The organism is Methylosinus sp. DMC45, from assembly GCF_056313885.1.
In genome coordinates this window covers 75618-90961 of the sequence record NZ_JBQUZK010000038.1, presented here as the reverse complement: position 1 = coordinate 90961, position 15344 = coordinate 75618, and the positions used below count along the sequence as shown (strand labels likewise).

At 66.7% G+C, this 15344-nt stretch carries 12 protein-coding genes; 4 read left to right on the top strand and 8 right to left on the bottom strand.

From position 1 onward, the window contains the following. Nucleotides 1-223 precede the first annotated feature (223 nt). The gene (locus tag ACT53T_RS11105; RefSeq protein ID WP_476161236.1) at nucleotides 224-1759 is read right to left on the bottom strand and encodes a L,D-transpeptidase family protein; all 1536 of its coding nucleotides are present in this window, start codon (nucleotides 1757-1759) and stop codon (nucleotides 224-226) included. Nucleotides 1760-2009: 250 nt separating this feature from the next. Then, a complete protein-coding gene (locus ACT53T_RS11100; protein WP_018264338.1) occupies nucleotides 2010-2960 on the bottom strand; it encodes an acetyl-CoA carboxylase carboxyltransferase subunit alpha in 951 nt (316 codons plus the stop codon). A gap of 398 nt (nucleotides 2961-3358) precedes the next feature. Between ACT53T_RS11100 and ACT53T_RS11095 the strand changes: the two genes are divergently transcribed. Both ACT53T_RS11095 and ACT53T_RS11090 read left to right on the top strand, forming a co-directional pair. Then, on the top strand, nucleotides 3359-5452 hold the full coding sequence (locus ACT53T_RS11095) for an ABC transporter ATP-binding protein/permease (protein ID WP_476161235.1): 2094 nt from the start codon (nucleotides 3359-3361) through the stop codon (nucleotides 5450-5452). Next, entirely contained in the window at nucleotides 5449-6144 is a 696-nt protein-coding gene (locus tag ACT53T_RS11090; RefSeq protein ID WP_476161234.1) for an RlmE family RNA methyltransferase, read from the top strand. The genes ACT53T_RS11095 and ACT53T_RS11090 overlap by 4 nt, the downstream gene beginning before the upstream one ends. 12 nt (nucleotides 6145-6156) lie before the next feature. Here the strand turns inward: ACT53T_RS11090 and ACT53T_RS11085 are convergent, their stop codons facing one another. From ACT53T_RS11085 to ACT53T_RS11075, 3 genes are all read right to left on the bottom strand, one after another. Next, nucleotides 6157-7566 (bottom strand): MDR family MFS transporter, encoded by a 1410-nt coding sequence (locus ACT53T_RS11085; protein ID WP_476161233.1) that lies wholly within the window; start codon nucleotides 7564-7566, stop codon nucleotides 6157-6159. 163 nt (nucleotides 7567-7729) lie between these two features. Then, complete coding sequence (locus ACT53T_RS11080; RefSeq protein ID WP_157234740.1) at nucleotides 7730-7945, bottom strand: hypothetical protein; 216 nt, start codon at nucleotides 7943-7945, stop codon at nucleotides 7730-7732. 139 nt (nucleotides 7946-8084) lie between these two features. Then, entirely contained in the window at nucleotides 8085-9410 is a 1326-nt protein-coding gene (locus ACT53T_RS11075) for an Nramp family divalent metal transporter (RefSeq protein ID WP_476161232.1), read from the bottom strand. Between the two features lie 475 nt (nucleotides 9411-9885). On the opposite strand from ACT53T_RS11075, the gene ACT53T_RS11070 reads away from it, so the two are divergent. Both ACT53T_RS11070 and ACT53T_RS11065 read left to right on the top strand, forming a co-directional pair. Then, a complete protein-coding gene (locus tag ACT53T_RS11070) occupies nucleotides 9886-10767 on the top strand; it encodes a tetratricopeptide repeat protein (protein ID WP_476161231.1) in 882 nt (293 codons plus the stop codon). Nucleotides 10768-11005: 238 nt separating this feature from the next. Then, nucleotides 11006-11188 (top strand): hypothetical protein, encoded by a 183-nt coding sequence (locus ACT53T_RS11065; protein ID WP_018264348.1) that lies wholly within the window; start codon nucleotides 11006-11008, stop codon nucleotides 11186-11188. A 233-nt stretch (nucleotides 11189-11421) separates the two neighbouring features. Here the strand turns inward: ACT53T_RS11065 and serA are convergent, their stop codons facing one another. From serA to ACT53T_RS11050, 3 genes are all read right to left on the bottom strand, one after another. Next, entirely contained in the window at nucleotides 11422-13008 is a 1587-nt protein-coding gene (serA, locus tag ACT53T_RS11060) for a phosphoglycerate dehydrogenase (protein WP_476161230.1), read from the bottom strand. Between the two features lie 100 nt (nucleotides 13009-13108). Then, complete coding sequence (locus ACT53T_RS11055; RefSeq protein ID WP_476161229.1) at nucleotides 13109-14281, bottom strand: phosphoserine transaminase; 1173 nt, start codon at nucleotides 14279-14281, stop codon at nucleotides 13109-13111. A 187-nt stretch (nucleotides 14282-14468) separates the two neighbouring features. Next, a complete protein-coding gene (locus ACT53T_RS11050; protein WP_476161228.1) occupies nucleotides 14469-15320 on the bottom strand; it encodes an outer membrane protein in 852 nt (283 codons plus the stop codon). Nucleotides 15321-15344 lie beyond the last annotated feature (24 nt).

The following is a 15344-nucleotide window of genomic DNA, read 5'->3' as shown; positions in this document are numbered from 1 at the left end:
CTGCGTCGCACTGTTGTATTGCTGCGGCGCACAAGTGTCAAGCGCCTTTTTGGAAGCCCGCCACAATGTCGCAGCGCGACAGAGCCTTTGGCGACAGTTCCGGCGCGGGGCCGCAGCGCACAGCAGCGCTCGCGGCACCTTTTTCCGACCAATGCAGGCAAAATTGCGACGATCCGCCCTTCGGCGGATCGTCGACACGAAAAAACTGTGAGCTGCTGTTATTTCAGGGGCGAGCTGAGACCGGCGCCAGCGCGTCCCGCAGCGCCGGAACGCCGCTGGAGGCAGCCGCGATCTTGGCGTGGCGCTCGCCATCGAGCGAGGCCTGCGGCTTCTTGGCCGGATCGGCGCGATGCGACGGCCCCTGAGCCGCGGCGGCTTGGCCTGCCACGGTCTTGGCCATGGCGGGCTTGTCGGTCGCTGCGGGCTTGGCCGCGCCAGGCTTGAGCGTCGTCGGCTTGGCGGCGGTCTTGGCGACCTCCTGCTTCTCGCCCTTGGCGCTTTCCGCCTTGGCGGGCTCGGCTTTGGCGGGCTCCGATTTGGCGACGGCGGGCTCGCTCGCCGCCGGCTCCCTGCGGAAGCCGAGCAATCCGCCGATCGAATCCGTCGCGCCGGCGAGGCCGCCGAGCCTGACCGGCTCGACCGGGGCGGCGGCTTCCGTCGCCTTCGGCACAGCGGCCTGCTCCACAGCCGCGGCCGCGACCTTGATCTCGCTCTCTTTCTTGGCCTTGGCGGCGAGCTTGGCCGCGCTCATGGCCACGACCGGCGAGCGCGATTTGCCGATCTTCTCGTCGAGGGCGATCTCGATCGGCGCCACCAGCGTCTCCGGCCGGCTCACCTCGGCGATGCGAGCGTAGAAATCCGGGTGCTGGCCCCCGTCCTGATAGACGAGGCGCACAGGGCGCACGCCGCTCGCCGCCAGCTCGGCCACCTTGGCGTCGTCCGCAGCGGCTTTCTGCGCGACCTGCGCCTCTATCTCCGCATTGCGGCGCAGCGGCGGGCAGGCGGCGCTGGCGTCGAGCGGCTGGCCATTGGCGGAGGTCGCGTCGAAGACATAACGGCGATTGCAGACGCCGACGCTCGGCTCCTTGCCGGCGACCTCGAAATGGTCGGAGCCTTCCTTCAGCTGCTTCCAAAAGCCGATATTGGGATCGAGCCTGTGCTTGGCCAGATTCTCCGCTGTCATCTTGAACGGATAGGACTGCATCTGGATCGAGCGCTGGCCATTGTTGAAGGAGGTGCGCAGGATCGCATAGATCTCGGCGATCTGCCGATCGGTCATGGAGAAGCAGCCGGCCGAGGAGCAGGCGCCATGGACCATGATGGAGCCGCCGCTATGGCCATAGGCGCGGTCATAGGCGTTGGGATAGCCGACGTTGAAGGAGAGATAATAGGCCGAGTTCGGATTCATCTGGCCAGGGGTGATGGAATAGAACCCCTCCGGCGCCTGCCGGTCGCCCTCGCGAACCTTCGGCCCGAGCTGGCCGGACCAGCGGCACATGGGGAAGGTCTTGAGATAGGCGTAGCGCCCGTCCGGCCGCTGCTTCCAGATTTGGAACTCCGCCTCTTTCTTATAGGAGCGGATGAGCGTCGGCGATTCCTTGGTGACGCCGGCCTGCTCCATCAGCGCCAAGGTCTCGGGCGGAATGGGCGTCAGCGCGCGCTGCGAGCCGGAGCCGAGATCATTGCAGGCGGAGAGCGCGAGCGACGCGCCGACGAGACTCCAGGGGGCGAGCCGCCCGATGTTTCGGAAGAGATTCATTCTCGCCCCGCTTCCCGAGGTCCGCGCCCAAAGGCGCGAATCACGCCTCGGAGACCCTACCATGACAATAGACGTCGAATTACCAACGTCCTTCTAACGCAAGAGGAAGAATAAGGCCAGAGCGTGGCTGTCCACGCCGGCAAGAGGGCGGCGATCGTCTATGAGGTTAACGATTGGTTGACGCCGGGAGACCAGAGCAGCGCCCGGATTCGAGCCCGGCGAATGCTGGACGCTCCCAATTCTCGTCTGCTCAGACCTTGCGGCCGACCGAGAGAAAGCGCTCCGCGCGCGCCTCGACGATTTGCGCGCGGGAGAGATTGGCGAGGCCGGCCAGCGCATCGTCTATGCCCTCGCCCACGGCGGCGACGGCCGTCTCGGGATCGCGATGGGCGCCGCCCGGCGGCTCGGCGACGATGACGTCGATAATGCCGAACTTCAGCAGATCTTGCGCCGTGATCTTCATGCTGGTGGCGGCGTCCTGCGCCTTGGAGGAGTCGCGCCACAGAATGGAGGCGGAGGCCTCCGGCGAGGCGACCGTATAGACGGAATGCTCCAGCATCAGCACCTTGTTGCAGCTGGCGATGGCGATGGCGCCGCCGGAGCCGCCTTCCCCCACCACCACGGCGACATTTGGCACGCCCAGCGACAGCGACACGTCGATGGAGCGGGCGATCGCCTCCGCCTGTCCGCGCTGCTCCGCGTCTATGCCGGGAAAAGCGCCGAAAGTGTCCACCAGCGAGATGACCGGCAGGCCGAATCGGTCGGCCAGCTCCATGAGACGGGCCGCCTTGCGATAGCCCTCCGGCCGCGCCATGCCGAAATTATGCTGGAGCCGGCTCTCCGTGTCGGAGCCCTTCTCCTGGCCGATGAGGCAGACCGGCTCGCCGCGAAAACGCGCGAAGCCGCCGACGATGGCGGAGTCCTCGCCGAACAGGCGGTCGCCGGCCAGCGGGGTGAACTCGCTGAACAAAAGCCGCACGTAATCGGAGAAATGCGGGCGCTGCGCATGGCGCGCTACCTGGATTTTCTGCGTCGGCGTGAGGCTGGCGTAGAGATCGGCCAGCGCCTTGTGCGCCTTGGCCTCCAGCTTGGCGAGCTCGTCGGCGATGGACACGCCGTCGCCTTTGGACAGCGCGCGCAGCTCTTCCACCTTGGTCTCCAATTCGGCGACGGGCTTTTCGAAGTCGAGATAGGAGCGCATGAGGCGAACGACACGGGATTGCGGCTGGAAAGCCTAGCGAAGCGGCGCGGAAACTGGCCGTAACGGCGCTGGAAGTCAAGAACGCGCCGCTTATCCTTGCCCGCCGAAGGCGAAAACGCCGAATTTTTTCCTCGCCGCCCGAAAGCCGGCGATATCTTCTCCGCCGGGGAGGGAGAGTGGCGGTCGCCGCCTCGCGCCGGCGCAGCTCGAGCAAAATCCTTTCACGGCGCAGGCGCGCGGCGCGGCGCGACGATTTGCCCTTTCGCCCGAAAGCGCGCTATCGCAGGGCGAAAGCGGCGCGCCGCGCTCTGCGCCACGCCATTGGCGCAATCTCGAGATTACTGCGCCCGAAAGCGACGCGACGCGCGAATGCGGCGCGACCAACGAGAGGACAGGACATGCAGAGACTCGGAGCGGCCGTCGCCGTCTTCGCGGCGCTAACGCTCGCAGCGGGCGTTCACCTCGGCGACGCCAATCTCTTCCTCCTCGCCGCGGCCGCCGGGCTCTGCGCCTTCACCACCTGGCGCAGCGGCGCCATATCGAGCTTTCTGAAGATATTCGTCTCCATCTTCTCGGTGGAGACGATCGTCTTCGGCGCGGTGCGGCTGCTCGAGGTCGAGGGGCTGTGGCCCGCCTCCCTCGCCGATTACGCTCTGCCGGAGAGCATGTCGCTCACCGTCGCGGTCTTCTCCATCATCGTCTTCGGCCTCTCGCATGTTCCCGTCGTGCGCGAGATGACGCGCATCGCCGATCTCTATTTCGACACGCAGGATCGCGGCGAGCTGCATATTTGGGGACTTCCCACCTTCCGCGTGCGCGAGCCGCTCATCGCGGTGGCGATGATCGTCACGCTCGTGCTCATCAGCCAGGGACTGGTTGGAGTATCGGTGCGGCTCTCCTTCATCCGCCGCGATTATTACACCGCGCTGCAGGAGATGAACGCGGGCGAGTTCTGGCGGCTGTTCCTCTTCGGCTTCACGCCCTGGGCCTTCGTCCATGTCGTCGTGGCGGTCATCGATTACGTGCTGCAATCGACGCTCATCATCCGCTGGCGGCAGTGGCTCACGCAGCACTATGTCACGCGCTGGCTCGGCGGACGCCGCCATTACGCCATGGCGCTCGTCGGTGGCGTGACCGACAATCCAGATCAGCGCATCGCCGAAGACGTGAACCGCTTCATCGACGGCGGCGATTCCGGCTATGGCATCTATTCTTATTCGATCCTGCTCATCTCGAAGTTGAGCTCGCTCGTCTCCTACTCGATCGTGCTGTGGGATATTTCGAGCGCTTTCACCTTCTTCGAAGCGAATATCGCCATTCCGGGCCTGTTGTTCTGGGCGGCGCTCGTCTATGCCGCGATCGGCACTGTGACGACCCATCTGATCGGCCGTCCGCTGACGTCGCTTCTCTTCGAGAAACAGAGGCGTGAGGCGGATTTCCGCTTCTCGCTCGCGCGGCTGCGCGAATATGGCGAGCAGATCGCTCTGCTCCGCGGCGAAGGCGCCGAGGGCGCCTCGCTCGTGCGCCGGTTCGGCGCGATCGTCGCCAATTATTTCGCCATAATCGACCTGCGCAAGAAGCTGGTCTCTTTCACCGCCACCTTCAACCAATTGTCGATCATCATTCCTTTCGTGCTGACGGCGCCCTTCTATTTCGCTGGCAAGATCAAGTTCGGCGTGATGCGACAGACGGCCGACGCTTTCGACAACGTCGAGACCGCGCTGACCTTCTTCGTCGACTATTACGTCTTCCTCTCCGACTTCAGATCGGTGCTCGATCGCCTCGCCTCCTTCGACGCCGCCGCCAATCGCGCCGATGATCTCAACGCGGCGCAGCCGGCGACGCGCGCAGAGCGCCGCGACATCGCTTTCGATGTGAAGCTCGCTCTGCCGGACGGCCGCCGCATCGTCGAGGCGACGAGTCTCGAGCTCGCTCCGGGCGAATCGGTGCTGCTCACCGGCCCCTCGGGTTCGGGCAAATCGACTTTGTTCCGCGCAGTCGCCGGAATATGGCCCTATAGCGAGGGCCGTATCGAGATTCCAGAAGGCGCGAAAGTGATGCTGCTGCCGCAGCGGCCCTATGTGCCCATCGGCTCGCTCGCTCGCGCCGTCGCCTATCCGGCCGAGCCGGAGACCTATTCGCGCCATGAGATCGCCGAGGCGCTGGAGGCTGCGCGTCTGCCCGGCTTCGTCGCCCATCTCGAGGAGGAGAGCAATTGGGGCCAGCGCCTCTCCGGCGGCGAGCAGCAGCGCGTCGCCGTCGCGCGCGCCTTGCTCGCCGAGCCCGATTGGCTGTTCCTCGACGAGGCGACCTCCGCGCTCGACGAGAAGCTCGAGGGAGAGATCTACGCCATGCTGCGCGAGCGCCTGCCCAATACGACGATCGTCTCCATCGGTCATCGCTCGAGCCTGCTCGCCTTCCACCAGCGCCATATCGCGATGGAGCAAGAGGCGGACGGAACCTTCGCGCCGCGCGAAGCGGTGCTCGCATGACGAAATCGGGGGCAGGGGGACGCGAAGGCGGGCGCTCGCTGAAGGAGCGCGTGAAGACGGCGAGAAAACGCTCGCTGTCCTCGACGCTCTGGCTCGAGCGCCAGCTCAACGATCCCTATGTGGCGCAGGCCAAGCGCGACGGCTATCGCTCGCGCGCGGCCTATAAGCTGCTGGAGATGGACGAGCGCTACAAGCTCTTCGCCCCCGGCAAGCGCATCGTCGATCTCGGCGCCGCGCCCGGCGGCTGGTCGCAGATCGCCGCGACGCGGGTGAAGTCGGCCGAGGGCAAAGGCAAGGTCGTCGGCATCGATCTTCTCGACATGGAGCCCATCGCCGGCGTCGAATTCACCGTGATGGACTTCAACGAGGAGACCGCGCCGGAGCGGATCAAGGCCATGCTCGGCGGCGGCGCCGATGGCGTCATGTCGGACATGGCCGCCAACGCCACCGGCCATAAGCAGACCGATCATTTGAAGATCGTCGCGCTCGCCGAGCTGGCGGCGGATTTCGCGCGAGATGTGCTGGCGCCCGGCGGATTCTTCGTCGCCAAAGTGCTGCAGGGCGGCACGGAGGGCCAATTGCTGGCGTCGCTGAAGCGCGATTTCGCGCAAGTGCGCCATGTGAAGCCGGCGGCGAGCCGCGCCGATTCCGCCGAGCTCTATGTTCTCGCCACCGGATTTCGCGGCGGCTGAAATCGCGCGCTTCTAGGCCGCCGTTCCGTCTGCCCCGATCGGCTGCTCGCCGGTCAGCCCCTCTCCCGCGGTCGGCGCGAGCCTGCGGAAGATGAGGACGGAGGAGGCCGAGACCGCCGTCACCGCGAGAAAAGCCGCGTCGAAATCCGTGAGCCGCAGCGCGCCGCCGCCATGCAGCGCGCGCGCCGTCTCGAGCGTCGCGGCGCCGAGCGAGACGCCGGCGGACAGGGCCAATTGCTGGCCGGCCGAAGCGAAGCTCGTCGCCCGGCTCATCGCCTGAGACGCGATATCGGCGTAGCCGATCGCACTCAGCGCGGTGAATTGCAGCGAGCGGAAGAAGCCGCCGACGAGCAGCAGGCTCATGATGATCCAATGCGGCGTTTCCGGCGTGAACAGCGCGTTGAGGAAGAAGAAGCCCGCCGAGATCAGCGCATTGACGATTAGCACGCGGCGAAAGCCGAAGCGGCTCAGAATGGGCTGCGCCGTCGTCTTCATCACCATGGCGCCGATGGCGGCGATGAAGGTCAGCGAGCCCGATTGAAACGCCGTGAGGCCGAAGCTCGTCTGCAACATCAGCGGCAGCAGGAATGGCGAGGCGCCGAGCCCCGTGCGAAACAGAAAGCCTCCGATGATGGAGGCGCGGAAGGTCGGCACGCGCAACAGATCGAGATCGATGATCGGATGCGGCGCGCGTCGCGCATGGCGCACATAGAGGAGCAGCGCGAGCGCCCCGGCGGCGACCAGACCCGCCGCGGCCGGCGCCGGAACGATGCGCTGGCCGAGCGCGCCGAGTCCGAAGACGAGGCTCGACAGGCCGAATCCCGAGAGCAGAAAGCCGCGAATGTCGAGCGGCGGGACGCTCTCCTCGCGCAGATCGGGAATGTATCGCGTGACGAGCGCGACGCCGAGCAGGCCGATCGGCACATTGATCCAGAAAATATAGCGCCAATGGAAATAGGTGGCGATGAAGCCGCCGAGCGGAGGCCCCACCACAGGGCCGATCAGCGCCGGAATGGTGAGATAGGCGAGCGCGCGCACCAGATCGTGACGCGGCGCCACGCGCAGCAGCACCAGCCGTCCGACCGGAACCATCATGGCTCCGCCGAGCCCTTGGACCACGCGCGCCGCCACCACGCCGGCGAGCGAGGCGGAGAAGCCGCAGAGAATGGAGCCGAGGGTGAAGACGAGGATCGCCGCGCGAAACACCCGCCGCGCGCCAAAGCGATCGGCGACCCAGCCGGAGAGCGGAATGAAGACTGCGAGCGAGAGGAGATAGGAGGTCAGCGCGAGCTTCAGAGCGATGGGGTCTTCGTGCAGATCGGCGGCCATTGCGGGCAGGGCGGTGGCCAGCACGGTGCCGTCGAGATTCTCCATGAACAGCGCTGTCGCGATGATGAGCGGCGTGGCGGCGAAGGAAGGCAACGGACCCCATGTCTTTCGAGCGGATCGGCGCGGCGCGGCCGCGGCTGGAGCCTTCCTTATGCGCCTATTCTCGAAGCGCCGCCAATGGCCCCGCCAATGGCCGGCGTCGGCGGCGCTCGCCCCGTCGCCCCGAGGCGTGGCTCGGGCGACGGGGCGCTCTGCGTCAGATCGTCTGCTGGGGAGCGGTCCAGCCGGCCGTGCGCCAGCTCTGCTCGAGGCCCCAGCGCCAATGATGATGATGGCGCCAATGATGGTGGTGATGATGGCGCCAGTGGTGATGGTGGTGGTGATGATGCCGATGGTGGCCGCGGGCGGAGGCCACGCCGGGCAGCATCAGCGCGCCGATGAGGGCCGCCGCATAAACCATAGGTCGAAACATGCCGTTCTCTTCCCTTCTGGCGAGGCGGCCCCCAGCGCCGCCTCGGCCGGGGAGGAACGTCGGTTGAGCGGCGATTGTTCCCGCGCGCTCGGGGCGTCTCGGGCGCGCGGCCCGGCATGGTGAATGGGAAGTTAAAAGATCAGCCGGCGATCGCGTCGAAGATCAGCTTGCCGTTGAGCGCGATAATGGCGACGGCGATGACGGCGGCGACGATGGTGGACCGTCTCGGCGCCGCGAGCTCGCCCATCAGCCGGCGTGAGGCGGTGAACCAGACCAGCGGAACGACGGCGAAGGGCAGAGTGAAGCTCAGCACCACCTGGCTCAGCACCAGCAGCCGGCCGGTGGCCTCCTCGCCCGAGATCAGCGTGACGCCGACGGCCGGGACGATGGCGATGAGCCGCGTCACGAGACGGCGAAGCGCGGGCTTCATGCGCAGCTCGACAAAGCCTTCCATCACGATCTGCCCGGCCAGCGTCGCCGTGACGGTGGAGTTGAGCCCGCAGGCGATGAGGGCGATGGCGAAGAGCTTGGCGGCGATCGGCGCGCCGAGCAGCGGGGCGATCAGCGTGTAGGCCTGGCCGAGCTCGGCGACCTCGGTATGGCCGGAGGCGTGGAAGACAGAGGCCGCCAGCACGAGAATCGAGCCATTGATGACGAGCGCGAAGAGCAGCGCCAGCGAGCTGTCGAAAATGGCGAAGTCGATCGCCTCTCGCCGCTCGGCCGAGCTGGCGCCGACGGCGCGCGTCTGCACGATATAAGAGTGCAGGAAAAGATTGTGCGGCATCACCGTCGCGCCGAGAATGCCGAGGCCGATATAGAGCATCTCGGGATTTTCGATCAGCGCGCGGCTGGGGACGAGGCCGGCGGCCACCTCATGGAGATCGGGCCGCGCCAGCAGCAGCTGCCCGCCGAAGGCGAGCGCGATGATCCCCAGCATGGCGACGACGAAGAGCTCGATCTTGCGGAAGCCGAGGCGCTCGAAGGCGAGCACCAGGAAAGTGTCCAGCAGGGTGACGACGACGCCGGCGGCGAGCGGCAGGCCGAACAGCAATTGCAGGCCGATCGCCGTGCCGATCACCTCGGCGAGATCGGTCGCCAATATGCCCGCCTCGGCCAGCAGCCAGAGCCCGACCGAGGCGGCGCGCGGAAATTGGCGACGACAGGCGCTGGCGAGATCGAGGCCGGTGGCGAGGCCGAGCCGCGCCGTCAGCGATTGCAGCACAATGGCCATGATGCTGGACAGAACGGCGACGAAGAGCAGGGCCGTGCCGAATTTGGAGCCGCCGGCCAGGGCGGTCGCCCAATTGCCGGGGTCCATATAGCCGGTGGCGACGAGATAGCCCGGCCCGAGGAAGATGAAGAGGCGCCGAAAGCCGACGGTCTCGCGCGGCACGCGCACCGAGCCGCGCATGTCGCCGCGCGTCGCGCCGAGCGTGGCGGAAATTTCGGGCGAGACGGCGTGCATGAGTCGACCTCTGCTGCGCCCGCCCGGAGGCGGGCCACTCGGGACGATATAGGCTCCTCCCGCTGCGAGCGCCAGCAGGCTCGAGGTCGGCTTTTCGCATGCGCGCCGTCCCGCCCTCGAGGCGCCGCGGCGGACTCGGACGTTTCTATGTCGCAATGCGTAGCCGGATGCGTCGAGCCGGCGCCGAGCCTGCGGCGAAACGCTAAAATTTGTGACCTTGTTGCAACAGTCGGCGAGATAGTTTTCCGCGAGCCGGGCAAAGGGCCACATGCCCCTTTTCAGCCATAAACGCTGCGCTAATCTCGGCCCGTCACAAGGTCATCTGAGGACAGAAGAGACGCCTTCCGCGCTGGCTCGTCGCGGGAGCAGGGTCTTTATGTTCTCGAAGCCTGTCGTCGATTTCGGCGGTGACGATGGCGGTGTTCGTGCGCGGCGTTTTCGAGACGTCGGCTGCGTTGAGAAAGTCAGATCATCGATGATCGTGTTTCTCCAGGCGATTGCGTCGACGATGGGGCCGCGCGGGCGTCATAGGGCGCTGCGTCTCGCGCTCGGCGCCGCGACGGTCGGCTCTCTCGCGGCAGGCCCCGCCGCCGCCTTCGACGCGTCGGAGCCGCGCTCCATCGCCGCCGCCACCCAGCCGCTGACCATCTTCAAGGATCCGCAGGCCGCTCTGCGCGCCGGCCTCGAGAGCTACCACGCCGGCAACACCAAAAAGTCGGTGGAGGCGCTGCGCTATGCGGCGGACGGCGGCGAGTCGCTGGCGCAATGGAAGCTCGGCCGCATGTACGCCGATGGCGACGGCGTCGCCCGCGACGACGCCAAGGCCTATTCCTATTTCGCCAAGCTGGTCGAGCATTTCGCCGATGACGAGCCGAGCCCGCGCGAGCGGCTGATGGCGGCCGGCGCCTTCGTGGCCGTCGGCGTCTATTATCTCGAGGGGATCGCCGCGGCGAAGATCGCGCCGGACGCCGGTCGCGCTTTCGATCTCTTCCGCTACGCTGCGACCTATTTCGGCAACGCCGACGCTCAATATAATCTCGCGCGCATGTATCTGGACGGCAATGGCGTCTCCAAGGACGCCCGTCAGGCCGCCAATTGGCTCGATCTCGCCGCGCGCAAGGGCCATGCGCCGTCGCAGGCGCTGCTCGGCCATCTGATGTTCAATGGCGAGGCCGGCGGTCCGCCGCAGCGCGCCCGCGGCCTCATGTATCTCACTCTGGCGCGCGAGGCCGCCGGCGATCGGCCGACCGATCAATGGATCGTCGAGCTGCACTCCCGCGCGCTGGCGCGGGCGAGCGAGTCGGACCGCAAGGCGGCCGTGGCCATGCTCGAATATTATCTGACGCGCCGGGACTAGAGCCCTTATCTCCAGCCGAGAAAAGCGAGGCGATCCTGGAGCCGTCGGGCCCCGGGATCGCCTTTTTGCGTCGCGCTCCCGCTCCCTTTTCCCCTGCCTGACTAATTTTGTCGCGCGCGCACATGCCGCATTGTGTCTCGAAAAGAGTTGGTGTAGGCTGACGCCGATGCGACGCTTTGCCGCGCGCATCTCGTGCAAAAAAAGCAAAATAAAGCACTAACATTCGGAGGATCGTCACATGTCAACAATCGGACACAGCAGCGCTGAGATCGGCAAGACCGTCCTGTGGCTGGTCGGCATTGTCGCTTTCGTCATCATCGCGCTGACGAAGGTCCCGGACTGGATTTCCCCCGCCGGCACCAACGGCACGGGCAACGGCAGCGACCCGGGCGTCGGCCGCACCGTGAAGATGATTCAGTAATCACGACGATCCTTCGCCTTTCGTCTGCGGCTTCGCCGACCCTTCTCGTGAAGCCCACGGCATGGCGTTGATCGCCGACTTTTGAAAAGTCGCCACTCGATCCGCCTCCTCCGCCCCCTTGTCGCGACAAGAGGGCGGAGTGAGGGGGACGAGGAGGCGCCGGGGAGGAGACCTCCCCGCCTCGCGAGCGCGCCGCCTGCGGCCTCGCCGATCTCCCAAGCCGAAATCGCAAATCAAAATTGCAGCGTGGCCGCGAAGCGCACGCCCGGAAGCGCTGCGATGTCGCGCAGCGTCTCGCGCGGCGTTGGCTCGTCGGTCGCGACAATGGCGACGGCGCAGCCGCCGGGCCGGTCCCGCCCCAGCGCGCAAGTGGCTATGTTCACGCCGGCGGCGCCGAGCAGGCCGGCGAAGCGTCCGATGAAGCCGGGCCTGTCGGCGTTGGAGACGAAGATCATCCGCTCGGAAAACTCCGATTCGACGCGCACGCCGTCGGCGGCGACGATTCGCGGTCGTCCGTCGTGGAACAGCGAGCCGGCGAGCGTCCTCTCTCCGTCTCGCGTCTTCACCGAAATCGCGATCAGCGAATCATAATCGCCTTCGCCGGTGCGCGTCGCCTCGTCGATCGTGATCGCGCGCTCCTTGGCGATGGCGAGCGCCGAGACGAGATTGACCTCGGCCAGCGCCGGCCGCAGCACGCCGGCGACCGCGGCCGCCGTCATCGCCGCAATATTGCGCTGCGCCGCCGCGCCCTCATAGGCGACCGAGATACGCTCGATCGGCGAATCCGTCGCCTGGCCGAGGAAGGAGCCGAGCTTTTCGGAAAGATCGACGAAAGGCGCGAGCCGCGGCGCCTCTTCAGCGCCGATCGAGGGAAAGTTGACCGCATTGATGATCGCGCCGCGCGTCAAAAAATCCGACATTTGCTCGGCGATCTGCACGGCGACCTTCTCTTGCGCCTCTATGGTCGAGGCGCCGAGATGCGGCGTGCAGACCACATTCGGACGCGAGAACAGCGGATTTTCGCGCGCCGGCTCGGTCTCGAACACATCGAGCGCGGCGCCGGCGACATGGCCCTCCTCCAGCGCCGCGACCAGCGCCGCCTCGTCGACGAGCCCGCCGCGCGCGCAATTGACGATGCGCACGCCGCGCTTGGTTTTCTTCAGAGATTGCGCGTTCAGCAGATCGCGCGTCTTGGCGGTGAGCGGCGTGTGCAGCGTGATGAAATCGGCGCGGGCCAGCAGCTGTTCGAGATCGACCGGCTCGACGCCGAGCCGTTTGGCGCGCTCCTCGGTGAGGAAGGGATCATAGGCGATGACGCGCATGGAAAAGCCGAGCGCGCGCGTCGCGACATTGGCGCCGACATTGCCGCAGCCGATGACGCCGAGCGTCTTGCCGGCGAGCTCGACGCCCATGAACTTGCTCTTTTCCCATTTGCCGGCGCGGGTGGAGGCGTCGGCGGCGGGAATTTGCCGCGCCAGCGCCAGCATCAGCGCCATCGTATGCTCGGCGGTGGTGATGGAATTGCCGAAGGGCGTGTTCATCACGATCACGCCGCGCGCCGTCGCCGCGGCCACATCGACATTGTCGACGCCGACGCCGGCGCGGCCGACGACCTTCAGCCGCTCGGCCCGCGCGAGCAGCGCCTTGTCGACTTGCGTGGTCGAGCGAATGGCGAGGCCGTCATAGGCGCCGATGGCGGCGGCGAGCGCGCTCGGCTCCTTGCCGAGCTCCGGCCGATAATCCGCTTCTATCTCGCGGGAGCGGAACAGATCGAGCGCCGCTGGCGAGAGCGCGTCGGAAACGAGCACGCGTTTGGGCATAGGGCCTCCCTCGGGCCGCGCCCGAGATTTCGCCCCCCTTCGGCGCCGCGCTGGCGGGGCGGCCGTCCCTTTCCCTAGATCGTGACGAGCGGCCTGCGTCTCAAGCCGCTTTGGCGGCCTGCGAGACCGCCTCGGCATAGGCCCAGTCGATCCATTGCGTCAGCGCGATCACATCGCTGGCCTCCACCGTGGCGCCGCACCAGATGCGCAGGCCGGGCGGGGCGTCGCGATAGGCGCCGAAGTCGAAGCCCGCGCCTTCTTTCTCGACGAGGCCGACGAGGCGCGCGGCGAGCGCGGATTGCTCGGCGCGCGGCAGGCTGGCGACGGCGGGATCGGCGAAGACGAGGCAGACGCCGGTGTTGGAGCGCGTCGCCGGGTCCTTGGCGAGATGGGTGAACCAGGGCGTCTTCTCGACCCAGTCATGCACCACTTTGGCGTTGGCGTTCGCCCGCGCGAACAGCGCGTCGAGCCCGCCGATCGACTTGGCCCATTTCAGCGTGTCGATATAATCCTCGACGCAGAGCATGGAGGGCGTGTTGATCGTGTCGCCCTCGAAAATGCTCTCCACGAGCTTGCCGTTCTTGGTGAGGCGGAAAATCTTCGGCAGCGGCCATGCGGGCGTGTAGCTCTCGAGGCGCTCCACGGCGCGCGGCGAGAGAATCAGCATGCCATGCGCCGCCTCGCCGCCCATCACCTTCTGCCAGGAGTAGGTGACGACATCGAGCTTGTCGAAATCGAGCGGCTGCGCGAAGGCGGCCGAGGTGGCGTCGCAGATCGTCAGCCCCTTGCGGTCGGCGGGGATGAAATCGGCGTTCAGCACGCGCACGCCGGCGGTGGTGCCGTTCCAGGCGAAGACGAAATCATTGTCGAAGTTTATCTTCGACAGATCGGGCAATTCGCCGAAGGGGGCGACGAAGCTGCGGGCGGCGCCCGGCTTCAGCTGCTCGATGATGTCCGTGACCCAATCCGCGCTGAAGCTCTCCCAAGCCGCGACATCGACGCCGCGCGCGCCGATCATCGACCACAGCGCCATCTCGACGGCGCCGGTGTCGGAGGCGGGGACGATGGCGATGCGATGGCTCGCCGGCACGCGAAGGACCTCGCGCGTCAGATCGATGGCCTCTTTCAGCTTCGCCTTGCCGGCCGGGGAGCGATGCGAGCGGCCGAGCACCGCCCCGGCGAGCGCGTCCAGCGTCCAGCCGGGACGCTTGGAGCAAGGACCTGAAGAGAAACGCGGATCGGCCGGCTTCACGCCGGGCTTTTGGATGGGCATTTTTGTGCTGCCTCCCCGGGGCATGGATTTTCGGAGCCTGCGCTACGCGCAACACGTCTTCGCGTCAAGTCGGGCGCGAGCTGTGGCGGGGCGCTCATGGCCAGCCGCGCGGCGGCGGGGAGCTTTTCGCGAAGGGAGGGCCGCCGCCGGCAGGCCGGTCATCGAGCCAGAAGCGGCGGCGCGGTCCTCAGTCGATCAGATAGCGGAAGCCGAGCCGCACCTGCTGAATGTCGAGCTTGCGGGTATGGCTGACGCCGAGCGCGTCCTTGCCCGAGATCGAGCCCAGATTGAGATAGCGATAGCCGATGTCCACCGCCCAATGATCGGTGATGTCATAGGCGAAGCCGCCCATGAAGGCATAGGCGAATTTCAGATAGGTGTTGGAGTAGCTGCGGTCCCAATTGGCCATATAGGTGCCGAGCGTGTAGGGGTCGGTCCAAGTCGTCCCGGCATAGGGAACGAGATTGCCCATGTACCATTGCACCTGGGCCTTCTGGAACAGCACGTCGACGCCGGCGCCGGCGCCGATATAGGGCGTGAGTCCGCCCCATGTGCCGAGGTCGATATAGACATTGCCGAGGAAGACCGAGGCGGTCCCGCGGCTCTGCGAATAGGGGAAGCAATTGGTGTAGATGCCGACCGAGTCGGTGTAGGGTCCGCCCGCCGGCGTGCCGACCGCTCCGGTCTGACAGGGCGTCTTGACATAGGAGGCGCCCGATCGGCTGTAGAGCGGTTGATAATCGGCGGTGACGTCGGTGCGCAGCCAGCTGTTGTAGCGATAGCCGAAGCCGATGCCGGCCGACCAGTTGTTGACGAAATTATTCGCCGTCACAGCGCCGTCGATGTTCAGCACGGGCGTGCGCGCCGCGGCGATGTCGCCGCGCAAATACCAGCCGGTTCCCAGCTCGACGGGCTGGTAATCCTGCTGCTCGGGCGGAGAGAAAAAAGGCATATCCGCGGCGGCGGCGGAGCCGGCGGACAAAAGGCCCAGGGTCGCCGCCAGCAGCCCAGCCCCGGCGCAGGAACCGGAAAATCTCATTGGTTCATCCTCGCTACGCGCCGG